At 41.6% G+C, this 25,001-nt stretch carries 23 protein-coding genes and 3 pseudogenes; 19 read left to right on the top strand and 7 right to left on the bottom strand.

Annotated elements, in window-relative coordinates; translation table 11 throughout:
* The 3 genes from B2400_RS09705 to B2400_RS09715 form a co-directional block, all read right to left on the bottom strand.
* Positions 1-254, bottom strand: a 254-nt coding sequence (locus B2400_RS09705) for a hypothetical protein (RefSeq protein ID WP_293932990.1), incomplete at its 3' end; no start/stop codon positions are given.
* 74 nt (positions 255-328) lie between these two features.
* Positions 329-781 (bottom strand): protein-disulfide reductase DsbD domain-containing protein, encoded by a 453-nt coding sequence (locus B2400_RS09710; protein ID WP_260043557.1) that lies wholly within the window; start codon positions 779-781, stop codon positions 329-331.
* 91 nt (positions 782-872) lie between these two features.
* Positions 873-1,652, bottom strand: coding sequence for a biotin--[acetyl-CoA-carboxylase] ligase (locus B2400_RS09715; RefSeq protein ID WP_149527357.1), 780 nt, complete (start codon positions 1,650-1,652; stop codon positions 873-875).
* A gap of 49 nt (positions 1,653-1,701) precedes the next feature.
* Here B2400_RS09715 and rsfS point away from each other — a divergent pair, with 49 nt between their 5' ends.
* Genes rsfS through B2400_RS09735 form a run of 4 tightly spaced genes read left to right on the top strand, consistent with a single transcriptional unit; the run spans position 1,702 to position 5,514 of the window.
* Positions 1,702-2,076 (top strand): ribosome silencing factor, encoded by a 375-nt coding sequence (gene rsfS / locus B2400_RS09720; RefSeq protein ID WP_260043567.1) that lies wholly within the window; start codon positions 1,702-1,704, stop codon positions 2,074-2,076.
* Between the two features lie 33 nt (positions 2,077-2,109).
* A complete protein-coding gene (gene ftsH, locus B2400_RS09725; RefSeq protein ID WP_149527355.1) occupies positions 2,110-4,188 on the top strand; it encodes an ATP-dependent zinc metalloprotease FtsH in 2,079 nt (692 codons plus the stop codon).
* Between the two features lie 43 nt (positions 4,189-4,231).
* Positions 4,232-4,879 (top strand): LutC/YkgG family protein, encoded by a 648-nt coding sequence (locus B2400_RS09730; RefSeq protein ID WP_293932996.1) that lies wholly within the window; start codon positions 4,232-4,234, stop codon positions 4,877-4,879.
* Complete coding sequence (locus B2400_RS09735) at positions 4,879-5,514, top strand: rhomboid family intramembrane serine protease (protein WP_293932998.1); 636 nt, start codon at positions 4,879-4,881, stop codon at positions 5,512-5,514. The genes B2400_RS09730 and B2400_RS09735 overlap by 1 nt, the downstream gene beginning before the upstream one ends.
* 54 nt (positions 5,515-5,568) lie before the next feature.
* Here the strand turns inward: B2400_RS09735 and B2400_RS09740 are convergent.
* A pseudogene (locus B2400_RS09740) lies at positions 5,569-6,054 on the bottom strand (ATP-binding protein); the annotation flags it as partial.
* A 107-nt stretch (positions 6,055-6,161) separates the two neighbouring features.
* On the opposite strand from B2400_RS09740, the pseudogene B2400_RS09745 reads away from it, so the two are divergent.
* The 9 genes and pseudogenes from B2400_RS09745 to B2400_RS09785 form a co-directional block, all read left to right on the top strand.
* Positions 6,162-6,596: pseudogene (locus B2400_RS09745) on the top strand (recombinase family protein); the annotation flags it as partial.
* A gap of 90 nt (positions 6,597-6,686) precedes the next feature.
* Positions 6,687-6,914, top strand: a complete 228-nt coding sequence (locus tag B2400_RS09750) for a recombinase family protein (RefSeq protein ID WP_293933087.1) — start codon at positions 6,687-6,689, stop codon at positions 6,912-6,914.
* Between the two features lie 143 nt (positions 6,915-7,057).
* Positions 7,058-8,068 (top strand): helix-turn-helix domain-containing protein, encoded by a 1,011-nt coding sequence (locus B2400_RS09755; protein WP_293933089.1) that lies wholly within the window; start codon positions 7,058-7,060, stop codon positions 8,066-8,068.
* A gap of 222 nt (positions 8,069-8,290) precedes the next feature.
* Positions 8,291-8,662 (top strand): transcriptional regulator, encoded by a 372-nt coding sequence (locus tag B2400_RS09760; protein WP_293933000.1) that lies wholly within the window; start codon positions 8,291-8,293, stop codon positions 8,660-8,662.
* Between the two features lie 268 nt (positions 8,663-8,930).
* Positions 8,931-9,524 (top strand): RNA polymerase sigma factor, encoded by a 594-nt coding sequence (locus B2400_RS09765; RefSeq protein ID WP_293933002.1) that lies wholly within the window; start codon positions 8,931-8,933, stop codon positions 9,522-9,524.
* A gap of 122 nt (positions 9,525-9,646) precedes the next feature.
* Positions 9,647-10,777 (top strand): FecR family protein, encoded by a 1,131-nt coding sequence (locus B2400_RS09770; protein ID WP_286651163.1) that lies wholly within the window; start codon positions 9,647-9,649, stop codon positions 10,775-10,777.
* Positions 10,778-10,945: 168 nt separating this feature from the next.
* Positions 10,946-14,539, top strand: a complete 3,594-nt coding sequence (locus B2400_RS09775) for a SusC/RagA family TonB-linked outer membrane protein (RefSeq protein WP_293933005.1) — start codon at positions 10,946-10,948, stop codon at positions 14,537-14,539.
* Between the two features lie 43 nt (positions 14,540-14,582).
* Positions 14,583-16,001, top strand: a complete 1,419-nt coding sequence (locus B2400_RS09780) for a RagB/SusD family nutrient uptake outer membrane protein (protein WP_286651161.1) — start codon at positions 14,583-14,585, stop codon at positions 15,999-16,001.
* Positions 16,002-16,052: 51 nt separating this feature from the next.
* The gene (locus B2400_RS09785; protein ID WP_293933007.1) at positions 16,053-17,138 is read left to right on the top strand and encodes a thioredoxin domain-containing protein; all 1,086 of its coding nucleotides are present in this window, start codon (positions 16,053-16,055) and stop codon (positions 17,136-17,138) included.
* A gap of 274 nt (positions 17,139-17,412) precedes the next feature.
* Here the strand turns inward: B2400_RS09785 and B2400_RS09790 are convergent.
* Positions 17,413-18,501, bottom strand: a pseudogene (locus tag B2400_RS09790) (YifB family Mg chelatase-like AAA ATPase); the annotation flags it as partial.
* Positions 18,502-18,586: 85 nt separating this feature from the next.
* On the bottom strand, positions 18,587-19,489 hold the full coding sequence (bla, locus tag B2400_RS09795; protein WP_293933009.1) for a class A beta-lactamase: 903 nt from the start codon (positions 19,487-19,489) through the stop codon (positions 18,587-18,589).
* 303 nt (positions 19,490-19,792) lie between these two features.
* Here bla and B2400_RS09800 point away from each other — a divergent pair, with 303 nt between their 5' ends.
* The 3 genes from B2400_RS09800 (at position 19,793) to B2400_RS09810 (ending at position 21,205) form a co-directional block, all read left to right on the top strand.
* Positions 19,793-20,062: a YtxH domain-containing protein gene (locus B2400_RS09800; protein WP_149527343.1), complete on the top strand. Its 270-nt coding sequence runs from the start codon at positions 19,793-19,795 to the stop codon at positions 20,060-20,062.
* A gap of 87 nt (positions 20,063-20,149) precedes the next feature.
* The gene (locus B2400_RS09805; RefSeq protein ID WP_187773906.1) at positions 20,150-20,644 is read left to right on the top strand and encodes a hypothetical protein; all 495 of its coding nucleotides are present in this window, start codon (positions 20,150-20,152) and stop codon (positions 20,642-20,644) included.
* 6 nt (positions 20,645-20,650) lie between these two features.
* Complete coding sequence (locus B2400_RS09810; protein WP_293933011.1) at positions 20,651-21,205, top strand: hypothetical protein; 555 nt, start codon at positions 20,651-20,653, stop codon at positions 21,203-21,205.
* On the opposite strand, the gene fcl is transcribed toward B2400_RS09810, so the two are convergent.
* The gene (gene fcl / locus B2400_RS09815) at positions 21,202-22,143 is read right to left on the bottom strand and encodes a GDP-L-fucose synthase (protein WP_149527342.1); all 942 of its coding nucleotides are present in this window, start codon (positions 22,141-22,143) and stop codon (positions 21,202-21,204) included. The genes B2400_RS09810 and fcl overlap by 4 nt on opposite strands.
* Positions 22,144-22,199: 56 nt before the next feature.
* Between fcl and trmB the strand changes: the two genes are divergently transcribed.
* The 3 genes from trmB (at position 22,200) to B2400_RS09830 (ending at position 24,957) form a co-directional block, all read left to right on the top strand.
* Positions 22,200-22,853: a tRNA (guanosine(46)-N7)-methyltransferase TrmB gene (gene trmB / locus B2400_RS09820; protein WP_149527341.1), complete on the top strand. Its 654-nt coding sequence runs from the start codon at positions 22,200-22,202 to the stop codon at positions 22,851-22,853.
* A 193-nt stretch (positions 22,854-23,046) separates the two neighbouring features.
* Positions 23,047-23,649: an RNA polymerase sigma factor gene (locus B2400_RS09825; RefSeq protein ID WP_293933014.1), complete on the top strand. Its 603-nt coding sequence runs from the start codon at positions 23,047-23,049 to the stop codon at positions 23,647-23,649.
* 69 nt (positions 23,650-23,718) lie between these two features.
* On the top strand, positions 23,719-24,957 hold the full coding sequence (locus tag B2400_RS09830) for a FecR family protein (RefSeq protein WP_293933016.1): 1,239 nt from the start codon (positions 23,719-23,721) through the stop codon (positions 24,955-24,957).
* The last annotated feature ends 44 nt before the right edge of the window (positions 24,958-25,001 follow it).

Below are 25,001 nucleotides of genomic sequence, written 5' to 3' on the forward strand. Positions count from 1 at the left end.
TCTTCTGGAGCTGCAGTAGCAGCAACAGTACTTGTAGCCGTCGTGTCTTGCGAGACCGTATCTTGACCGTCGGAGAAGACAACGTCTTCCGTGGAGAATAAAGTATCTTGATCTTCTGTTGTTTCCACTTCTCCCGTTCCAAAGTCTACATCTTCGTAATTGATTAAAGAATCTTGGGCGAAGCTACTTAGAGGGGATGTTGTGCTGAGGAATAGCCACGAGAGGACGATAAATAGGAATTTTAATTTGCTCATATTCGAAAATTAAAGTCCAAACATACAAAAAGGCAGGGGATTCCCTGCCTTTGTAGATTGTAATTCTTAAAGTTTTACTTTATGGTTACAGCAAACTCGTACTCATCTGGTGGAAGACAACGCTCTTTATCACATGCCATGAACGATGCAACACCTTTAACTGTAGTAGGTTTGTTGTTAGCAAGTTTCACCTTTTGTTGGAATACAACTTCACCGTTGTAGTAAGGAACGTTCATCTTGAACACATCCTCGAATTTTGTTTTAGGTTCTTTTGCTAGTGTTTTACCTTGAACTTTAGCTCCGTTTGCTGGAGTGAAAGTGAAGGATGTTGACTCTGGACCACCGGCAGGAACGTTCATGCCGTAAATGTGCCATCCTTGTTCAACGTTTGCTTTGATCAAAATAACTGCCTCATTGTTAGCTAGCTTTTTAAATCCTACTGACCATTTTACTGGGTTATGAACCTGTGCCATAACGCCGGAAACGGCAAATACTAAAAACGCAATTAATAAATTTATTCTTTTCATGTAAATTACTTTTATCTATTGACTTGTTGACGCCAATAAAGTTTAAATCAAAGTTAGGATTTATAATGAAATTTAATTCTATGTAATCGATTTATTGCAAAAGAAATTCGACTTCCTTAAAATAAAATGTTGATATCTGGTAATTTCTTAATAAATGAAGTTTTCCATCCGGACTTACCTCTTTTATTTCAGCTTCGAAGGTTTCATCGCCCGCACGATAAAGGCCCGTCTGACCACGTAAGAATAGATTTTTATTATACTCTTCGAGTAATTGATCTGTCGATATTTCCTTTTTCTGCAGTCTACTATAAAGCTGATGAATATGTCTTATGATTGCTTCACAAGCCGTTTCGAGGGAGGGCAGACGATAAGAAGTTTCGCGTAGAATGGAGCTTGCTTTGTGTTTGATTTCGGCTGGAAAGTTTTCTTGATTAGCATTGACTCCAATACCTACGATAGCGTGTTTAATACCTTTCGAATTGCTCGTGTTTTCAATCAATATCCCGCATACTTTTTTATTGTTTATCATGATGTCGTTAGGCCACTTGATTTTTGCATCGATTTGTAACGAATGAAACCAATGAATTAGCCCTAGACTGATGCACATATTGAGGATAAAATGATCATGCAGTTTAAGGAAAGTAGGATATAGCAATAAACTGAAAGTTATATTGGCATTTTCCTCTGATAACCAGGTGCTGTCGCGTTGTCCACGTCCGTTTGTTTGCTTTTTTGCCATAATGGCAGTAAACTCAGGAAGTGGCTTGAAATTTGACAGTTGAGTTTTAAAATAATCGTTTGTGGAAGTGACCTCGTCTAAAACAATTAAACTTAGGCGTAGTGAATCTCCCGAAAATGTGTTATTTTGCAAAAGATAATATCATTTAAAAATTTATCAGTCAAAAGTATAATAAATCTTGATGAGTAAAAACAAAAAGTCTTCGTTGTCCGAGAAGCTAGCCGATGTTGTGATACATGGGATGCAGGAAAAGAAGGGTAATGAAATTGTGAGGTTGGATATGCGCGAAGTTAATGGGACATTGTCTGATTATTTTGTTATCTGCCATGCCGACTCCAACGTGCAAGTCAATGCAATAGCCAAAAGTGTAGAAGAAGAAGTTTATAAATCCTTTGGTCAAGATCCTTGGCACAAGGAAGGGCACGGTAATGGCGAATGGGTTTTACTTGACTTCGTTGATGTTGTCGTTCATATTTTTAAAACCGAAACAAGGGAGCATTACAGAATTGAAGATCTGTGGGGCGATGCCCAAATTAGCACTTACCAAAGTGCATAGTGAGAATAAGTGAAACGTAGTTTAAGTGTATAAATGAAGAAAGTTCCTAGTAAAAAAATTACACCAATGCCACCAAAATTTAATATGATTTGGCTTTGGATTGCAATGATTGTAGGCTTCATCGGGCTTCAGTACCTCTTCAGTGGGGATGGTGCGAAGAAGACAACCTACAAAGAATTCGAAACCAAGATGCTTATCCCCGGAGATGTGGAGAAGCTAGTTGCATCAAAAAGCAACGACTTAATAGATGTTGAAGTATATATCAAAAAAGATAAATTAGCCGACGAGAAATATAAAGATGTTGCGCCAAATCCAAATGCACTTTCTTTATCGCCGAGCGTAGGTCCTCAGTATAAATTTACGGAGCCTTCTGCCGAGATCTTGGAAGGGAAGTTAAAAGCATCGCAAGATAGTTTAGCTGCCGACCAACCGAAGATTAGCGTGTCTTACGAAGATAGATCGAACCCATGGGCGGGATGGTTTATTTCGTTTATGCTTCCATTGTTAATTATCGTAGCGATCTGGATCCTTTTGATGCGCCGTATGAACGGTGGTGCTGGAGGCGGTGGCGGTGCGATCTTTAATATCGGCAAGTCAAAAGCACAATTATTTGATAAAGAATCTCAAATCAACATTACTTTCAATGACGTTGCTGGTCTTGAAGAGGCGAAGCAAGAGGTTATGGAGATTGTTGATTTCTTGAAAAACCCGAAGAAGTACACCGATTTAGGTGGTAAAATTCCAAAAGGAGCCTTATTAGTAGGCCCTCCGGGAACGGGTAAAACCTTATTGGCAAAAGCGGTTGCGGGTGAGGCACAAGTTCCTTTCTTCTCCTTGTCCGGTTCTGACTTTGTGGAGATGTTTGTTGGGGTTGGTGCATCTCGTGTTCGTGATTTGTTTAAGCAAGCAAAAGAAAAAGCACCATGTATCATCTTTATCGATGAGATTGATGCGATAGGTCGTGCTCGTGGCAAGAACTCCATTATGGGAGGGAATGATGAGCGCGAGAATACATTGAACCAATTATTGGTGGAGATGGATGGTTTCGGTACGAACTTAGGGGTTATTATCCTTGCAGCGACCAACCGTTTAGATGTATTGGATTCAGCTTTATTGCGTCCAGGACGTTTTGATCGTCAGATTTCTATTGATAAGCCAGACTTGATTGGTCGTGAGCAAATCTTTAATGTGCACTTGAAGCCATTGAAATTGGCGGAGGAAGTGGATGCGAAGAAACTTTCGGCACAGACTCCAGGTTTTGCGGGGGCAGAAATTGCGAACGTTTGTAACGAAGCGGCTTTGATTGCAGCTCGTAAGAACAAGAAAGCGATCAATATGCAGGATTTCCAAGATGCGATTGATAGAGTAATCGGTGGTCTTGAGAAGAAGAATAAAATTATCTCTCCTGAGGAGAAAAAGATCGTTGCTTACCACGAGGCAGGTCACGCGATTGCGGGCTGGTTCTTGGAGCATGCGGATCCTTTGGTTAAAGTATCGATCGTTCCACGCGGTGTTGCGGCATTAGGTTATGCGCAATACCTGCCAAAAGAACAGTTCTTATATACGACTGAGCAGTTAATTGACAGTATGTGTATGACAATGGGTGGACGCGTTGCTGAAGATATTACTTTCGGAAGAATCAGTACCGGTGCTCAGAACGACTTAGAGCGTATCACGAAGTTAGCATATGCGATGACGGCTGTATATGGTATGAACGATAAGGTAGGGAATGTATCCTTCCGCGATAGTTCGGAGAACAGCCAGTTCCAAAAACCTTATTCAGACCAAACGGCTGAGTTGATCGACGACGAAGTACGCGTATTGATTTCGACGGTTTACGATAGAACAAAAGAATTGTTGTTGTCGAAACAAGAGGGATTGATCAAAATTGCTGAGAAGCTATTAGAGAAAGAAATCTTATTCCAACAAGACTTAGAAGAGATATTGGGTAAACGTCCGTTCCAAAATAAGACGACTTATGATGAGTTTGTGAATGGTGGAGCAGATGGAGGCGGCGTTCCGCAGACGGATTTATCATTGCCGTCGAGTGATCACGGTGATGTTCCGCAAAGTTCGCCTGATAATCAGTCTAGTCAAGAAAACAATCAATAATACTTAACAGACATGGTTTACCAACCATGTCTGTTCTTTATATATGAATATTCGAAATACAACAGCCAAAGAGAAGATGCTGAAGAAGATTCGGCAAGCCCTGCTTCAAAAGCGTGAGAATCCTAATCCTGCTTTTGAGGATAGTCCTTTGTATAAGGACGAGGAAGATCCTTTGGATGTGACCTTTGCTCGTGAGTTTACTAATGTTGCCGGACAGTTCGTTTACTGCGATGGAGAAATCAATCTGATCGAGAATCTGATTATCCTTTTGGAGAAATTGAAATTGACGAAGCTATATGTATGGGATAAGAACTTGCAGAAGTTCTTAGATCAGTATGGCTTTCCGTATCATAAGCATAGAACAGACTTTGATGATATTGAGGTCGGTGTCACGGCATGTGAGGCGCTGATTGCGCGAAACGGCAGTATTTTGATTAGCAATGCCGACGCTTCCGGTAGAAGATTGAGCATTTATCCTCCTGTGCATATCGTTATTGCAAAGACATCACAATTAGTAATGGATATCAAGCATGGTATGGCGTTGATGCGCGAGAAGTATGGAAACGATTTGCCTAGCATGATTACAACCATTACTGGCCCCAGCCGCACGGCGGATATCGAGAAGATGTTAGTACTCGGTGCGCATGGTCCGAAAGAACTATACCTTTTACTCCTAGAAGATAGATTTTAATGCTACAATATTATATCTTAAATATGCCTGTTGCAAGTGTAATTTTCGCACTAACAATTGGCCTTAGTATTTATGTGTTTTCCAATCCGGAGTGGTTTGGACGATTGATGTTGCACCCCTACTCAATTCATCGCGACAAAAGCAGATGGTATCTGATTTTAACTAGTGGGCTGATCCATAAAGATTGGATGCACCTGCTGTTCAATATGATTACCTTCTACTATTTTGGTTTTGGCCTGGAAGGGATATTTGTTGAAATAAGCGGCCCCATCGGACATTTATGGTTTGCTTTATTGTATGTGGTAGCCTTGGTTTTGAGCGATATCCCTACGATTAGACAGCAGAAGGATAACTATGGTTATCATAGCTTAGGTGCCTCAGGTGCTATTAGTGCGGTGTTGTTCAGTTATATCTTATTCTATCCGAAGATGCTGTTGTATATTTTTATGGCTATTCCGATGCCCGCTTATCTTTTTGCGTTTCTGTATTTAGGATATTGTATCTGGGCGTCGAAGAATGCTAGAGATGGGATTAACCATGACGCGCATTTATTCGGGGCATTGACCGGAGTTGTATTTACATTGATACTTTACCCTTGGATTTTTAAGCATTTCATCGGGCAGTTTATAGGATAGGTTGTACAAGAAAAGATATTGAATCGGCGTGGTCTCCCCACGCCGATTTTGTTTTTAACCCAGCCAGCTTTGTCGGTCGAGACTACGGAAGTGTATCGCTTCAGCGAGATGCTCGTTTTTGATATCGATGGATTGTTCTAGATCGGCGATTGTTCTGGCAACTTTTAAGATGCGATCATAAGCTCTTGCCGATAGGTTAAGGCGCTCCATGGCAGACTTGAGGAGGCCTTTCCCCGTCGCGTCGATCAAACAGATTTCTCGTATTTGTTTCGCGCGCATCTGTGCATTACTATGAATGTTGGCAATGCCTTTGAATCTCGACTCCTGTATGCTTCGAGCCCGGATGACACGCTCTCGAATAGCTTCGCTTTTTTCGGCTTTGCGGGTTTCCAATAATTCGTTGAACTCTACAGGGGTAACTTCGATGTGTATGTCTATTCGATCGAGAAGTGGTCCTGATACCTTGCTCAGGTATTTTTGAACGTTGGCTGTGCCACAGATGCAGGGACGGTTGGGATGGTTGTAGAATCCGCAGGGGCATTCATGCGTTGCCCTGTTTGCTTTTTGAACAACAAATCAATAAACCTCTGCTGGCGTCGATGCCATTAAATCCTTCCACTCTTGGAGAACATATCAGGAAGAGAAGGATGGAGCTACAGCTGTTTCAAAAGGATGTAGCAGCAATATTTAATGTTAGTGAAGACTGCATCACCTATTGGGAGAACAATATAAGTGAACCTCAAATTCAATACTATCCACCTATCTTCGGGTTCTTAGGTGATGGAGTCAGCGGAAAGACTGTTATGGAACATCCGGAAACGAAGAGAATGTTAAAAGATGTTAGGAGCGGAGAAATCAACGGTCTGGTCTTCTCTAAGCTATCACGTCTTGCAAGAAGTACAAAGGAACTTTAGGAGCTCGCCGACATATTCAAATCTGCCAAAGCAAATCTAGTTTCAATCTCTGAAAACATTGATACTAGCACTCCGTCAGGGATGCTTATTTTTACGGACATATCTGCGATGGCGGAATGGGAACGTGAGGAAATCTCAAATCGAGTTTCCTCTTCAATTCCTATTCGTGCAAAACTAGGCAAACCATTCGGAGGCCAAGCTATATTCGGATATTCCTGGCGGAATAAAGAAGATGTAATAAATGAATCGGAAGCTTCTATTAGAAAGTTGATTTGTGAAATCTTCCTTCGAACCCGACGAAAGAAGACGACAGCCGATGAGTTGAACAAACTCGGCTATCGTACCCGTAAAGGGGCATTGTTTTCAGACACAACTGTAACAAGGTTGCTTAGGGATACTACTGCCAAAGGAGAACGGCCAACTATACCAAAATCGGAGAAGAGGGAAAGCGTACTGTACTTAAGCAAAAAAGTGAATGGATCATAACTAAATGTCCTCGAATCATTTCAGAACAGGTGTGGAATAAAGTAAACTACATACTCGACGAACAGGAGAGTAGAAGCTCATACGCTGGTAGAAAATCTAGGTACCTGTTGTCGGGATTCGTGAAGTGTTCTTGTTTGAAGAAAATGTATGTTAAAAGGACCAAAGTTTACCAATGTAAGGACTGTAGGGTAAAAATTGCCATCAGTGACATTGAAGGAATGTTTTGGGGCTTTCTTTCTGATTGCTTAAGTAACATCGAATTATCGAAAATCAACGAAAACTCTAATAGTCTACTCGGTAAAAAACAAGCCTTGTTAGAAGAGACGAAAAGTGAAAAAGCAACTTTGGAAACAAAGATAAATCGGTGCACGGAAATGAGAATGGATGGTGAGATTACAAAAGAAAATTTTACAGCTAATTTCTATCTTCTAAAGACACAGCTTGCTAATCTAGAAGAACTTTTGAAAAATCTAAGGTCCGAAATGGACTCTGAAATGCACCAAATCGCACTCGGAAAAGATCTATTCAATGAAATCCAACTTCTTGTGTATAATTGGACTGATATGGCATTCGCAAGAAAGCGATCTATAATAGAAACCGTAACCAAGGAGATTTTGGTCAGCAAAAATGATATTATTATTGAATTCTCTATCAATTTACAGAAGCTCCTTGGAGATAGAAAATTCCAGCACAACTCTCCCCTCGTTTTACCTTCTTTACTTTTTAAGCTGGAATTTCGCAAACCTATCCATCAAAATTACCCTCAAAATCCGACGACTATAGGTGAACATCTAAGAAAGAAGAGGATTGATAGCGATTTGTCCCAAGCAGAGTTGGCAAAAATTCTTGGGGTGAGTACCGATTGTTTAACCTATTGGGAAAACAATCGAAGCAGCCCACAAATAACTTACTATCCCAGGATCCATCATTTTTTAGGTTTTTATACAACTACGTTTAATGAAACTAACTTTTGCGATCTGCTAAGGTCGTATAGGTGGAAAGACGGGTTTAGCTTTAGAGCTCTTGGAAGTCTTTTGAAAGTAGATGCTACAACTGTACGAGCTTGGGAAAAGGGATTGAGTTTGCCTTCAAGAAAAATGAATGAAAAACTAGTGGCCGTATTTGGAGATAGTTTTTCCAAGATAAAGTATTAAATTTCTATAAATTATTCATTGAAACATTGTCAATCTGAGACATGAAACCAACATGTCAACGAACCCCTGTCCTACGGAAATGGTCTTTATGTAAAATTTGAAAATGTGCCCTAAGATTGAAATTTCGAACGATTTACCCACCTTTTTTCGGGTGAGTGTATTTATCAAAGCGACATTCCTGCGTTGCCTTGTTTGCGTTTTGAAACAGGATCCGTAAAGCCGGTGGATATTTCATACCCTGATAATCCTAAAACAATTGGAGATCATATAAGAAAAAAAAGGTTGGATTTGAAATTATTACAAAAGGATGTTGCCAAAATTTTCAATGTGAGTGAAGATTGTATAACTTATTGGGAGAATAATCGTAGCAAGCCTCTAATTTATTTTTATCCGGATGTAATAAGATTTTTAGGTTATTGTCCTTTTGTGTTGGACTTGAATACATTTAAAGGTAGAATAATGGCTTATAGGTATTTAAATGGATTAAGTCGTAAACATTTCGCTAAAATAATGGGAGTAGACCCCGAAACAGTTGTGGATGGGAGAATGGTCGAGGTAAAAAATCTAAAAAGGCAAAAATTGAAAGGCTACTAGCTGATTATGATTTTAATGGTGATTCGGCAGTTAGTGTAAAGTAATTAAATATATTTTTTATCAATATATCAGACTGTTTTGCTCATTTAATAATGAAAGTAAGTGGAATTTTATGAATTTGTTGAAGGATCGACTAAGCGACTCTTTTCAATAAAATAATAAAAAGCAGTTGTATTTTACAATATTTTCCTACTATTGTAGCAGTTAATCGATTTTGAATTTACCTGTGCTAACCGGAACTGCATTGTGATGCAGCAGAACAATTATCATGGATAACTATAACATTTTGTCAGATAGCGAACTGGTCACGTTACTCAAGCGGCAGGACAGGAGTGCTTTTGCAGAAATTTACGATCGCTATAGCATGATGATCTATTACAAGATCAACCAAATGCTCAGAGATGAAAATGTATCCAAAGATCTTGTACAGGATCTCTTTACCTCGATTTGGGAGAAATCCGAGCTTATCCGAGATAATGTAGGCATTTCGTCTTATCTCTATGTCGCCGCACGTAATCGGGTGCTTAAATACATCCAAAAAGGAAAGACAAGAAGTGATTATTTGGCGGAAATAGGAAAGTATAACCTGATGGTCAGTGATCAAACGCTTGAAAAAATTGACGAAAAAGATCTGATGCTGTTACTTACGGCTGAAATTGCCAAGTTACCTGCCAAAATGCGCGAAGTATTCGAACTGAGCAGGCTTGAGGATCTGTCGCATAGGGAAATCGCCCAAAGACTGGGACTAAGTGAGTCCACTGTAAAAAAGCAGGTTCAGAATGCCCTCAAAATTCTGAAAGTGAGACTTTCTCGTTACCATTCGCTCGGAGTTATACTACTGATTTTCCTAAGGGACAACTAGGTTTTTTGATTACGTTGCTCTCTTTTTATACGTAATTTAATATTTTTTTAAATTCTTCTACTCCCAAAGCTTTCCTCAACGGTATAATACAACTGAAGGGTCAAAAAAACACATATCGATTTATGAATAAACAACTCGGCGCACAACTTGTCAAGAAATATCTTTCTGGTCTGGCCACACAAAAGGAGCAGCACATCGTTGAGGAATGGTATGCTTTTAACAGAATGGGAGAGCCCGCAATCGATTCGCCTGAAGATTTTATGAGGATAAAATCGGAGATGTGGGCGACTATAGACCATCGCTCGCGGATAAATTCGAAGACAATGCAAAAGCGTAGATGGCTTTCATATGCTGCAGCGGTGCTCATTTTGATGTGCGCTGTGGGCATATATAAGTGGCTTCTACCGCAAAAGGAATATGATGTTATCAATTATGCCGGGCCCGAAATCAAAGCAGGGCATACTGGTGCTACCTTGACATTATCAGATGGCACGGAGATCGACCTCAATTCTGCGGACGCCGGACTGATCACATCGGGGTATGGTGTCCGTGTCTCTAAAAATGCCCAAGGTGCCCTTGTCTATACCGAAGAGAAGGACGCACACAAGGCCCCAAACAATATTACCAACACTGTTACTACGCGAAACGGTGAAATATTTGAGGTCGTTCTGCCTGATGGATCTAGGGTTTGGCTGAATTCTGCTTCCAGCCTGACCTTTAAATCCGATCTTGCAAAAAATAGTACACGTACTGTAAAATTACAGGGAGAGGGATATTTTGAGGTCAGCAAAAACAGAAGGCCATTCATTGTTGCCACAGAATCCCAGCAAGTGCACGTTCTGGGGACACATTTCAACATCAATGCCTATGCAGAATCGAAAGGGCTTGTTAAAACAACTTTGCTTGAAGGCGCTGTCAATGTTGTGACCGGGAAGTCTGAGCAACAGATATTACCGGGCGAGCAGGCCGTCAACAAAATGGGCCAGATCGACGTGCATCTTCAGGATACAGAAGATATACTGGCATGGAAAAACGGGTATTTTAAGATTGACGGAAATATATATGAAATTATGCTGTCCATCGGACGCTGGTACGACGTTGATGTTCAATTTACAGAAACTGTGCCGAAAGAGCTAAAACTGTGGGGATACATCTCTAGATCCAATGATCTGATCACTACCTTGCGTCAGATCGAAAGAACAAATAAAGTAAAATTCAAAATTAAAGAAAGGACTATCACAGTGACCAATTAAAATTTGCCAAGGTCAGGTAATGGGGGGAGAATCAGTAGAATTCATATAAAAGCCGCGGGGTGCACCACCACCCCGCAGCCAAGAATGAAAATGATTCTGTCTCAAAAAATACCTGCTAATGAAACAAACAACTCTAATCAGACATGAACCATTAACCAGAACAAAAGTATGAAAAAAAATGTGCTATTGGGTGGCTTTCACCGCATGTGGCCTTTACCTAAACTATTATTAATTATGAAATTAGTCTTTTTTATCATGACATGTATGTTGATGCATGCCTACGGGGCGACGTATGCACAGCGTGTTACGATCATGGAAAAAAATGCACCCTTGGAGCATATCATTAAAAGCTTGCGCAAGCAGACAGGATATGATTTTTTATTGGACAGGGATATTTTTAAACAGTATCAATCCGTCAGTGTTGATTTGAAAAATGTGAGCCTCCCCCAAGCTTTACAGTCTATTGTCAAGGGACGCAAGCTCACCTTTTCCATCGAAGGCAGATCTGTGGTGATCACAACTGTGCCCGGCACAAAAACGGATCAGGAAGGGACTACGGACAGAAACAATCTGCAGAGAGGACTCGCGGGTCTGGTCGTTGGCGATAAATCTGTTCCTCTCGCAGGAGCTACCGTAAAAATAAAAAATACCGATCAGTCGACAGCCACCGATAGTAAAGGTTTTTTCCGCTTTGATCAGCTGCGTGTCAACGAGGTTCTGGAAGTAAGCTATGTTGGCTATGAAACTGTTGAAACAATTGTCACGGCCGGACAGCTTGCCCAGAAGGAATATATGATAATTACTATGAAGCCACTGTTGCGCAATCTGGATGAAGTGACGATTGTAAATACAGGTTTTCAGAAGATAAGCAGGGAAAATATTACCGGAGCAGTCACGACGGTCAGCAACAAGGAGATTGAAAAACGCAATACCGTAAATGTAATGGATAATCTGGAGGGTGTTGTGCCCGGGCTGGTGCAATATCAGGGAAAAGCCACTATTCGTGGCACAAGTACAATGGCAGCATCAACGGGCATTTTGGTGGTTGTCGACGGACTTCCGATCGAAGGTTCGATTGCTGATGTCAATCCTTATGACGTTGAATCCGTAACCGTGCTGAAGGATGCTGCTGCGGCGGCAATATATGGGGCAAGGGCTTCCAATGGCGTTATTGTTGTGTCGACAAAAAAGGCGACCGAAAAAGGGCGGACTGCTGTTGAAGCTTCAGCTAATGTAACTGTGACCGAAAAACCGGAATACAGCTACAATAATTACATGTCGCCCCGTGAACAGGTAGACTGGGAAAGTAATTATTACAAATGGTGGTTCAGCGGCGGCGGCGGAAGCGTCAAACAGCCTATTCAAGATTTAGAGAATAACATAACTACAGGACAGCCTGTTACTCCTGTGCAATATGCCTATTATCAGCTCGCGACAGACCGTATCAGCCAATCGGAACTCGATGCAATATTGAACAATTACAAAAGGAATGACTTTGCAAAAGAATATCATGACCATGCCCTGTTAAAAGGCGTCCTGCAACAATACAATCTAGCCTTGCGTACCAATAGTGGCAAAGCCCAGAATAGTTTTGTTCTAAATTATACGAATGATAACAAAGGTCTGATCAATGCATTTGACCGCCGCCTGAATTTGCACTATAAAGGTGGTTATAGTGTCGGTAAGTGGCTTGATATTGACTACGGCGTTAACAGTGTCATCGGGAAGGAGAGAACTCATAACAACCAGTTCGCACAAACTCCTTTTAATGTGCCGTCTTATCTGCGGTTGTTTAACGACGACGGCAGCCGTGCCTATTATACAAACAGTCGTTTCAACATCTACAACACTATCGCCGAGAGCCGTCCCGAGCTGCAGTCTGCGCTTTTCAACCATATGGATGAGCTGGAACGTGATTTTATAAACACTTCCACACTGAATACGCGATATTATCTGAATTTAAATATCAAACCATTCGATGGTTTGTCTTTGCAGCCGATGTTTCAATATGAAGATATCCGTACAGATGTTTCTGGTTATTCAGAGGAAGACAGTTATACGATGAGATGGCTCCATAACGTGTATACATACCGTTATGAAGATCCTGTTACGAAAGTGGTATCCTACCCATCCTACATTCCGAAAGGCGGCAAACTGGCGACATCCCATTTACGCAGTCCCAATTATACGGCGCGTTTTCAGGCTAACTTCGACCGTACGTTTGACAGACACCGTTTTATTGCCCTGGCCGGAATGGAGTTTCGACAGACACGGTCTTATGGTACAAATGGGATTTTATTGGGATACGATGATCAACTCCAGACACAGCTGACCAATACCGTCAATTTTGATGCAATGGATGAGAAGAAGATGGGAACCCTATGGAACCTCAACTATCCTCTGTATCAATATCATTTTGCAGAAGCAGTATCCATGGGACTCCAGAAGGATGTTATGCATCGCTTTGCTTCGGGATATGCGAACATCACTTATACCTACGACCGGAAATATAATCTGTTTGGATCCCTGCGCAAAGATTATGCTGACCTTTTTGGAGGCGATGAAAAATATAGGGGCAGACCACTTTGGTCAGTAGGAGCATCTTGGGTCGCTTCCAATGAAAATTTTATTGGGCAGTATCCGTGGGTCAATTATCTGAAACTCCGGACTTCCTATGGCCTGACAGGAAACATCCGTAATGTGAGCGCACTGCTTGTCGGTACTGCTGGGATCAATAATCTGACTCAGGAGCCCAATGCCATTGTCTCCAATCCGCCTAATCCACAGTTGCGTTGGGAAAAGACCGCTACAATGAATATAGGAATTGATTTCAGTATTCTGGACAATCGACTGAAGGGAACTATGGATTGGTACCACCGTAAGGGTACGGACCTTTTCGCACAAAAGAGGCTCGATCCTTCGGAAGGGTTTTCATCAATGGTTATTAACAATGCCAGCATGGTCAATAAAGGACTGGAGTTCAATTTAAGCTATGACTGGTTTAGGCCTTCTTCAGCAGGAACATTCGGATGGACAAGTAATTTAACAGGATCGTATAATAAAAACAGAATTGTCGAAGTGGATGAATTAACGCGCAATCCGATAACACTTGCAGGAGGGGATTCATATCGTAAAGGTTTTCCGGTCAATTCGCTTTTCTCATTCCGTTTTGCAGGTCTTGACGATATGGGAATGGCACAATGGTATAATACTGCCGGTGTAGCCACGAAGACCACATTGGGCCCTGACGAGGCTGATGCCGTTGTGTTTTCTGGAACCAGTGATCCAGTAACAACGATTGGTTTCAATAACGATTTTTACTACAAAGGCTTTACACTGAGTATCTTTACCATGTATTACGGGGGGCACTATTTTAGAGCGAGACCGGTACCAGTTGCCTATCAGTCTGCCGGCTATGGCGCTTTGCCTTCGTATTTACTAGATAGCTGGACACCGGAAAACACCGACACAGATATACCCGGAAGCGGACAGTATTATCAGATTGCACCGTCGAATCAATATTATTATTCAGACAATCTGGTGCGACGGGCAGATTTTCTTAAAATACGCAATATTGCCTTAGGGTATCTTTTACCAGCGGAGTTGGCGGCCCGGATGAGAGCAAGGAATATCAGACTTCGTTTCCAGCTGAATAATCCAAGATCACTATGGACTCGGCAAAATGATGTCCATATCGATTCGGGAACCGGTGGAGCACCAGTGCAGACATCTTTTGTGTTTGGCATTAACGCTAATTTTTAACCTACTGTAAGAAACCCTGATCAGAATTATAAAAATTAAAGAGATGAAAATAAGATTTACACCATATTTTATGGCGCTTTTTGTTCTCCTGTTTGGCCTATATGGCTGTGCAAAATACACAGACTTCGTGCCGAAAGGACAGAATCTACTGAATCGCGCCGATGACCTTGACCAGCTGATGAATGTCAACTACTCCGGCAGTGCATTTAATTTTAACAGACTCTCCTTGATTGTCAACGATATGTATCTTCTGGCATACAATGTCCCCAATGTGATTTCTTCCAATGTTCTGACGATGGACAAAGTCTTGTTGACTTACGATGAGTCTGCTGATAGAGCGGCGCTGACAGCTACGGATTCAAGGTATGACGGGCTATACAAGAATATAGCTATGGTAGCAAATATTGTGCTGGCCAATGCCGATCAGGCGAGCGGCGACAGAAAGCTTCTGGACCAGCTCAAAGCCGAGGCGTATGCCCTCAGATCGTACATGCATTTTCTGTTGGTTAATATGTATGCCAAAGCATATGATCCAGCCACCGCTGCTACCGACGGTGGAATACCTTACGTGACCGATATCAATTTTGAGCAGATAAATCCCAAGCTGACAGTTCAGGAGGTCTATGATAGGATGCTTGCTGATGTGGATGCGGCTATTGCTTCACAGGCACTTCCTGACAGGCCTAAAAACAGTATGAGGTTTGGAAAAGCATTTGCATATGCTTTAAAAGCAAAGATTCTGATGTCCATAAGGAATTACTCTGGAGCGCTCGATGCGGTAAACAGCGCTCTGGCAATCAATAACACATTAGAAGACCATCGATATCTTCTGTCGGAACCCGTCAGAGCCAATCGTGTTCTGAGCAGAAAAGGCCTGACGGCCCAGGACAATCTGTTCTATGCCTTTTCCGATACTTTTGACCCAAGTTTGCTGACACCCACCTACGAAATATTGAGCGATTATTATGAGCCCGGTAACATTATTAAAGATTATACCAATGTTTATAATTATCAACTTGGGCCCCTTTATGTTGGACTACCTGATATTCCTGCATGGATTGCCATTAGTTATGAAGGAAATAGTGGTGGTATGACGGTTTCTGATCTAGTGATGATGAAAGCCGAGTGTTTAATCCGCTCGGACAAGGTTTCTGCCGGTATGGAAGAAATTGAAAAGATCCGGATCCGCCGAATTGCACCGGAAGTATATAAGCCGCTTGTGGCCAAAGATGTTGCCACAGCGATGGCCCATCTAAAGAAAGTATCCCGGATCGAATTTCTGTTTACCTGGCGCAACTTTGTCAATATTAAGCGATGGAACACCGAGCCCGCCTATGCAGAAACGACCAAGAGGATCATCAATGGGAAGACTTATGTTCTAAAAGCCAGTTCTCCACTATGGATACTGCCTTTTCCCCAGAGTGCGACCCAGTTTAATACTACACTTACACAGAACTATTAACAATACAATAAAATCAAAATGAAGAAGAATCTGATAATAAACGGTTTTTTGATGATAATAATATCATTATTTGCCCTTGGCAGTTATACTCATGCGCAGACGCCCGAAAAGCTGGATATAGGCGACCCTGCGCCAGCTATCAGCTACTCCAAATGGTTGAAGGGTAAAGAGTTTAAAGCATTTGATCCCAACCATATTTATGTGATGGAATTTTGGGCGACATGGTGTGGCCCATGTAAAGGGGCAATGCCGCACCTCACTACGCTTCAAAAGCAGTATGATAGTAAAATAACTTTTGTTGGTGTCAATGTCTGGGAGAAAGTCGGGAAAGACCAATCTTATGAAACGGTTGTTCCTGCAGTTGAGAAGTTTGTCAAAGGCAATGATACAAATATGGGCTACACGGTATTTGTGGATGACAAGGATCAGTCGATGGCTACCAAATGGTTGAGGGCAGCAGGCCAGAACGGAATTCCGGCCAGTTTTGTGGTTAAGAACAGCCACATTATCTGGATAGGACATCCCAGCGAGCTGGATTCTATTATTCCGAAAGTGCTGGACGGTTCGTACGATATGAATAAGTTTAAAGAAAAGGCCGATAAGGCCGCTCAGAAAACTCGTGAGCAGAACGAAGTTATGATGGCAATTTTTAATCCAATAAAGGACGCATTGGCTGCCAAAGATCATAAGAAAGCATTTGAGCTGATGGACAAAGCAGTTGCTCAAAAACCGGACCTTAAAATTCCAATGGATCTTCTAAAGTTTACGACATTATTGAACGACGTTGATGAAAAGCAGGCTATTGCATTTGCTGCCGAATTTCAAAAGCAGTATAAGACGGCTCCTGCTATAATTTTGGGTGAAGTGTCTAAAAGTGAAAAGCTTTCGGGGGAGACCTATCTCTGGGCTGCAGAGAATTTTGGAAGTACGGCCGAGGTGACCAATCCGCTGATTTTTGATGCGCTAGCTACCTGTTATAGCAGAGCAGGTCAATATGCAAAGGCAGTTGATAATCAGTCTAAAGCTTTAGAAATTGCTGAAAAAGCACTTAAGAATGGAGAGATGGTTGGTACAATAATGGACTATACAGTAGAGGATTATAAAAAGAAATTAGTGGATTATAGGAGTAAAATGTAAGTTTTTGCTTTTTAGTTTTTTGTTCTTTCCAAAGGACGTTTTGAATAGAAGAGGCTGTTAAATAGCCTCTTTTTTGTTTTTGAGACTTTTTGGATCTTCAATGTATGTGAAACAGATCAGTATTTAAGTCTTACAGTTCCAATAAGTAGTTCATTTGGTATATCTAAAACTTGCTCTTCTTCTGTCTTATCCGTTTTAGAATTTTACCAATCTAAAGGAACTTATTGAATTTTTGAAATGTTGGGTACCCAACTCTGTTAACGACGATTTGTGCTTCTTTTTTCGGGGTACTGTAGTTATCATAGCGACAGGGGTTCATGGCTGCTATCAACATAAAGCTGGATGGATAGTCTACCGTAATTTTGGCGCGTGAAATGGTGATGTTGCCGGACTCTAACGGCTGGCGCATCACTTCGAGTACTGATCGTTTGAATTCAGGCAGCTCGTCGAGAAACAGCACACCATTATGAGCAAGGGAGATTTCTCCAGGTCGGGGGTTCTTGCCACCGCCAACGAGCGCTACGTCTGAGGTGGTATGGTGCGGCGCGCGGAAAGGGCGCGCGGTCATAAGCGAGGAGACGCTAGGCAGTAGGCCAGACACCGAGTGTATTTTAGTAGTCTCCAGGGATTCGTCTATTGTTAGCGGGGGTAAGATGGTTGGTAGTCGTTTTGCTAGCATGGTCTTCCCTGCGCCCGGTGGGCCAATGAGAATCACGTTGTGTCCCCCTGCAGCAGCGATCTCTAGGGCTCGCTTGATGTTCTCTTGTCCGCGAACTTCGGAGAAATCCACTTCGTAGTTGTTGATGTTTTCTTGAAATATATCATCAATGGAGATGCTGGCGGTCGGGAGTCGTTCGAGATTAGTTAAATGGTCGACAACTTCCGAAAGATGGTTAGCGGCGTAGATGGTCAATCCATCGATAATGGCAGCCTCCTCAGCATTCTCTTTAGGAAGAATCAGGCCTTTAAAACCGTCCCGTTTGGCTTGTAAAGCAATGGGGAGAGCGCCTTTGATGGGGTTGATCTTGCCGTTGAGGGAGAGTTCGCCAAGAATGACATAGTCCTCCAGTTCTGTGCTGTGGATTTGATAGGAGGCGGTTAATACCGCGATGGCAATGGCTAGATCGTACGCCGAGCCTTCCTTACGGATATCGGCAGGGCTTAAGTTGATAACAATCTTTTGCCGCGGCATCTGATGGTTGATCGCAAGAATAGCACTCTCAATACGCTGTATACTTTCTTTGACCGCCACATCCGGCAAGCCGACGATGAAGTACTGTGTTCCGGATGTGATATGGGTTTCTACGGAGATGGTTGTAGCATCGATACCATGTACTGCGCTACTGTAGGTTTTTGCAAGCATCTTAGAATTAGATATTTCTATAAAAATAATTAACTTATTTTATAGTTAATATTAATTCTTTGCTAAAAGGCTGTTGTGTATATGTTTAATTGAAATACTTCCAAGCTGCCGCTGATACCTCGGCGATGATTTTTGCGCTTCCCGCTTCTCCTTCTTCACTATCAGTTACAAAAACCGAGATATAGTAGACTTCGCCATTAGGAAGGCTGACCACACCTACATCATTCAGGGCAGCTATAACACCCGTCGTTCTGTGCCTGCCGGAATAGCCTGTCTTATGTGCTACGACTGTACCTTTGGGGAGATCGCCTTTTAGACGGTCCGGTCCGGTTGTTGTACCGCGCATGGTATCCCATAGAAATTGGTGGGAGCTTGCTGAAAGCAGTTTCTTGCTGTTCGTATAGTAATCATATAATATCTGGTTGCTCGAGCCTACCGTCGTCCAGTTTTCGAACTGCCTATTCCACTCTTTCTGCTGCACTGCTTCGATAAGTTTGATGGAGAGGTTGCTGTATCCCTTATCTTCAAAATACTTTTGGACATATTCTGGCCCACCTAACAACTCAAACAAAACATCGCATCCTACATTATCGCTGGCTGCTATGGTGTATTCTAAGACTTCTCGCAGGGGTAAAGTGACACCATTAGGATATTTATCTTTTATGGGGCTATACATTTCCGTTGTAACCGCTTCTTTAGATATTTTGATAGGCTGATCCAGGCTTAATTTACCTTTGTCGACCTGATCTAGAATCACAATCCCTAAGTGAAACTTATAGACACTTTGAAAAGGGAAGTGGAAATCTCCGTTTACAGTCAGACTGTCAGTATAATCATGATTGTGTATAGCTATCCCGACTTTAGCTTGATACTTCGCAAGGATGCTATCCATATCAATCTTGAGCTGTTCTTTTTTCTGTGCATTGCTGTAAGTGCTAAACAAAAGAAGGGCAATAATCGGAAGAATGTTTTTCAGGCTTTTATACATCTGTCTATATTTTAATGTCTAACGAATCTCCTCAAAAATTATTGTATTTCGTTAAACACGTGCATTAAACTCTTCGTTAATATTTCTGTCTAAGTAGACAAAGTGTTGTAGAAATAAGACACTTCATATAAAGGAAATTAAAAGCGGACTCGTTATTTATTGAAACATAAGAAATGCTATTTTGTCATTTAGAGTTAAGTTTCTACAAAGTTTTAGGAAATGAAAACGAAACGGTCTTTTTTTTGTTATATTAAATGAAAGTAGAGTTTAACAATTGTATAACTAACAAAACACTATATTAAGATGAATGATAATGGAAAAATCGTAACAGCTTTATTAGCTGGTTTGGCAGCAGGAGCTGTATTAGGTATTTTATTCGCACCAGACAAAGGTTCTGATACGAGAGAGAAAATCAACGAATCCTTAGCTGACTTAGGCGATGCGATTAAAGAGCGTGCTGAAGAGCAATTCGATCAATTAAATGATTTTAAAGAAAAGGTCGTAGCTACTTTGAAAACTAAATTAGGTAAAGCTGAGTCGATGATCGACGAGGAAATCGAAGAACACGCGTAATTTCGTTTACATCTAGTAAACTTATTCACATAATTTAATAGAGCTGTGAATAGCTTATTCTACAGCTCTATTTAATCAAATCAATGCATGGAAGAACAAAAATTCTCTTTTTCAGAATCCTTTAAGAAATCAAAGGAGTATCTCGACACTCAGTTCGAACTATTAAAGCTGCAAGCCATCTCGCGGATGACGCGGATAATGGGATCTTTAATCGTTGATGCCAGTAAGTTGTTGTTGACACTCTTAGTGATCTTCTTTTGGTCGCTCGCTCTAGGTTTCTATCTAGGCGAAGTTCTCGGAAGCTATTCATTAGGCTTTCTTGCAACAGGAGGGATATTTTTGATCATCATTCTATTGATTCGTGTTTTTGAACCAAAATTGGAAGCGAAGTTCATGAACTTATCGATTAAGCGGATCCTTGCGAAGTGGGATGATCCCGATGATGAAGAGGAAGAGGAGAAGCTTAATACGGATACAGCTTACGCATCGACCAATACGACCTATAATGCCCAAGAAACAGCAGAAGAGAAATTGGCTGAAGAAGAACTGAAACAGGAACAAGAAGAAAAAGAGCGAGTATAGACAACTATGAGAATCAAAATTTCAAATATTACCGATTTACAAACTGAGATTGCTCGTCTGAAGCTAGAAAAGAAGGAGCATGAGCAATTTTTAGCGAATCAATATCAGCTTTTGAAACACAAAGTAGAAGCACCTGCTCGAATCTTCAATATGGTTGTTTCTAATGTGCCGGGTGTTGATATGGTTAAAGGATTAATCTCGGGAATAGGTTCGAAGAAAGGATCTGGCAAGTCGGATTGGTTAACTAAGACAGTGCAACTTGCACTACCATTAGTGCTCAATCGTACGCTATTGAAAAATGCGAGTTGGTTGAAGAAAGGACTTGTTCTATTTGCTTCGGAGACTGCTGCTCGTGAGGTCAATCAAACTAGCGTGTCTTCGGTAATTGACAAGATTACATCCTTTATTAAGCCGAAAAAGAAAAAGAAGAAAGAAAAATTAGCGGAAGCCGAAGTCGTGACGGCTCAAGTGGCGCCTCCGCAACACCCTCCAATGATTACTGCAGAGGAGAGTGTGCAAGACAATATTTACGGAATTCCGAAGGACAGCGAGACTTATTAGTCTCGTTTTTCGTTTTCCTTTGACAGGAAGTCCTGATAAGCCAAAGCTATACCTTCCTTTAGATTAATTTTATGCTTCCAGCCAAGGCTGTGTAGTTTGCTTACATCCATAAGCTTTCTTGGCGTGCCATCGGGTTTACTGCTGTCAAACTCCAGCTTTCCTGTATAGCCCACAACTTCCTGAATGGTTTCTGCCAACTCTTTAATACTGATATCTTCTCCTACCCCGATATTGATGAACTGCAACTCATCGTAATTCTCCATCAAGAAAACACAGGCGTCTGCTAAATCATCAGCATACAGGAATTCGCGGAGTGGTGTGCCAGTTCCCCAAATGGTAACTGATGCTGCGTTGGCTTCCTTAGCTTCATGGAATCTACGGATCAGCGCCGGCAACACATGCGAGTTTTCCGGATGGTAATTATCATTGATGCCATAGAGATTCGTTGGCATAACGGAAATATACTTGTCGCCATATTGCAGACGGTACGACTCTACCATCTTAATACCGGCGATCTTCGCTATTGCATAGGGTTCATTGGTGTATTCCAAAGTGCCGGTCAACAATGAGTCCTCGTTCAAAGGCTGTGGCGCCATCTTCGGATAAATACAACTCGAGCCTAGGAACATCAGTTTCTCTACATTGTTCTCATGTGCAAAGTGTATGACATTGTTCTGAATAGCGAGGTTTTCATATATGAAATCCGCCCGATACGTATTGTTAGCCATGATTCCACCGACCTTAGCGGCCGCTAGGAACACATATTCGGGCTTTTCTGACTCAAAGAATTCTTTAACTGCTTGCTGATCACGAAGGTCGAGCTCTTTAGATGTTCTAGTGACAATATTGGTATATCCTAGCTCTTTTAATTTGCGGTAGATCGCAGATCCCACCATGCCACGATGGCCTGCAACGTATATTTTCGCTTGTTTTTCCACGAGAATGTATTGATTAGTACAAATATAAGGTTATTTTTGCGACTTAATTCAAAGTAATGGGTAAGGATAAACTAAGAAAATTTGCAGAAGTAGCGACATTTCCAAATGTTGTACAATTAGATGCCGGTAAACCGTTTAAAGGCAAATGGGCATCAGAATTCTTTAAAAATGAAAAACCACTTATCCTTGAATTAGCTTGTGGAAAAGGTGAATACACCGTCAATCTGGCAAAGTTATTTCCAGAGAAAAACTTCATAGGTATTGATTACAAAGGGAATCGTATCTGGAGAGGTGCAAAGACGGCAATTGAAGAAGGCATCTCTAATGTAGGATTCTTGAGAATCCAGATTGAGACGATTCTGGAGTATTTTGCGGAGGGTGAGGTCTCTGAAATTTGGATCACTTTCCCAGATCCTCAACCACAGGAAAGCCGCGAGAAGAAACGCTTAACAAATCCCACTTTCTTAGAGCGTTATAAACACATCCTTGTTCCGGAAGGTATTATGCACTTAAAGACTGACAACGATGGCTTCTACGCCTATACGGTAGAACAGATCGAACTGCAGAATCTTCCTAAGTTGAAAGAAACCACCGATCTATATCATTCTGATCTAGTGGACGAGGTATTGTCTATCAAAACATACTACGAGAAAAAATACCTTGCCGTAGATAAGAACATCAACTACGTTCAGTGGAAGTTTAAAAAGTAAACAGCAATAGATTTTCCTGTTTGTGATGATTGCCGCTTGTAAAAGCGGCTAGATACGGTATTGCCTAAAGAAAGGTTCAAAATTCGATTGCAAAAACGGTTTAAAAGAATTGTAACTATTTTGCTATCATACTTTTTTATTTATATTTGATATTCAACCAATACCCATTACAATACCTTTTTGAATCTAGCTGATGGTGAAGACTTATGAGCCATATAATGAAGAGCAAACGCTACTTCTCCGTTTAAAATCTGGAGATTATCAAGCTTTTACGCAGCTTTACCAGCGGTATAGCCTCCGGTTGCTTGGTCGAATCATTCGCCTTGTCAAATCCGAGGAGACTGCAGAAGAAATTCTCCAAACGCTTTTTCTCAAGGTTTGGGAGCGGAGGGATCAGATAGACGCTGATAAATCGTTGAAACCATTCCTATTCACGATAGCACAAAATCTAGTCTACGACCATTTCAGAAGAATGGCGCTAGACGAGCGGTTCAGGAATGAATTCATCAAGCAGTATGCAGAGGATTATCAACATATCGAAGAGGAGCTCACCTTTAAACAGACGCAAGAAAACGTGATGAATGCGATAAAAGCACTGCCCCCTCAGTGTCAAAAGGTTTTTATCCTGTTTAAGATCGAAGGAAAAAGCTACGCAGAAATCTGCGAAACCTTAAATATCAGTAAATCCACTGTCAACAACCATCTGACAAAAGCAAATTCCCTATTGAAAAGCAATCTACCGCTGTATCAGTACAGATTGCTAGCAACTTTTGTCTTCCTTTGGTGCCAACTTTAAATTTTTTCAAATCCGGATAGGTACTTTTTAGGAGTTGAGCGTATTAGCTTATAAAACCTAAACTGACCAATGCCGAAATCCGATATCCAAATCGCTTTTGACAGGTATCTTGCTGGTCACTCTACGCGAGAAGATTTACAGATTATTCTGGATAGCCTTCAGCGTGAAGAGGACGAAACGCTAAAGCAACGTATCCTTCAGGAGCTAACGACAGAGGAGATTAGTCCTCCGCAGAATAAACATCAAGAGATACTCGACAGAGTGCTCTTAAACCTTAATATGAAGCGCGCAGAAGAACTATCACTACGCGAGGGGGATGAGCGTGAGCCTGAGAAGCCGACGCGCGCAGAAGGGCTTAAATCGAATATTATCAAGTTCCTCAATCCCAAGAAGTGGTTTCTGGTTGCCGCCTGTTTTCTAGGTCTTTGTTTTATTATCCCTGTCTTGTGGAATAGCACGGCTACTGATACGAGCACACCTTCCGCAAAGAAATACGACATCTCGCTTCCTTCAACAAATGCTGCAACGATCTTATTCGAAGATGGTGAGGTTCTTTCACTGCTGGATGCTGATTCAGCGGTTCTTCGAAGTAGAGGCATTGAGGTACTCAAAACTGCCAATAAAGAACTGCAGTTTAAGATCAGTGCAGTAAGCAATGCCCCTAATCTGAAACAAACCTTTCGTTCTCCCAAAGGCGTTGTCTCGCACATTATCTTATCGGATGGCACCCAAGTATTGCTCAATTCGGCGAGCCAATTGAGTTACAGCAATGCATTCACGCAAGCAGAACGTCGCGTTTCCTTAAAAGGTGAGGCGTACTTTCAAGTGAGTCATAACAAGAAGCGTCCTTTTATCGTGAATGCCAATGAGACACAAATCAACGTCTTAGGCACCTCCTTCAATGTTGTTACCGATGAAAAAAAGCAGCAGGTAGTAACCACCTTGGAGGAAGGATCGGTATTGGTAAAAACTAAACAGCAGGAGATGCACATGACGCCCGGGATGCAGTCGGCGTCCCATCTGAACGACGGCAAAATCGATACGGCACATGTGAATATCGCCAATGAAATGGCATGGAAAGAAGGCTTATTCAAATTTGCCGATGAGGATATATACACCGTTATGGAAAAGCTTCAAACCTGGTATGACATCGAAGAGATTGAAATATCCGACAAAACCACCGACCGCTTTAGTGGGACGGTCAAGCGCACGCGCCAGTTATCCGAGTTGTTTCAGAACCTAGAAAAGATATCGAATTATAAATTTCAAATTAAAGACAGGAGGATCATCGTTAGCAAAGGAACGTAAATTTTAAATTCTAAGTAGCCCTGAGCCTATCGCTTAAGGGGCCG

It is taken from the genome of Sphingobacterium sp. UBA6645, from assembly GCF_002455685.1.
Classification (GTDB): domain Bacteria; phylum Bacteroidota; class Bacteroidia; order Sphingobacteriales; family Sphingobacteriaceae; genus Sphingobacterium; species Sphingobacterium hotanense.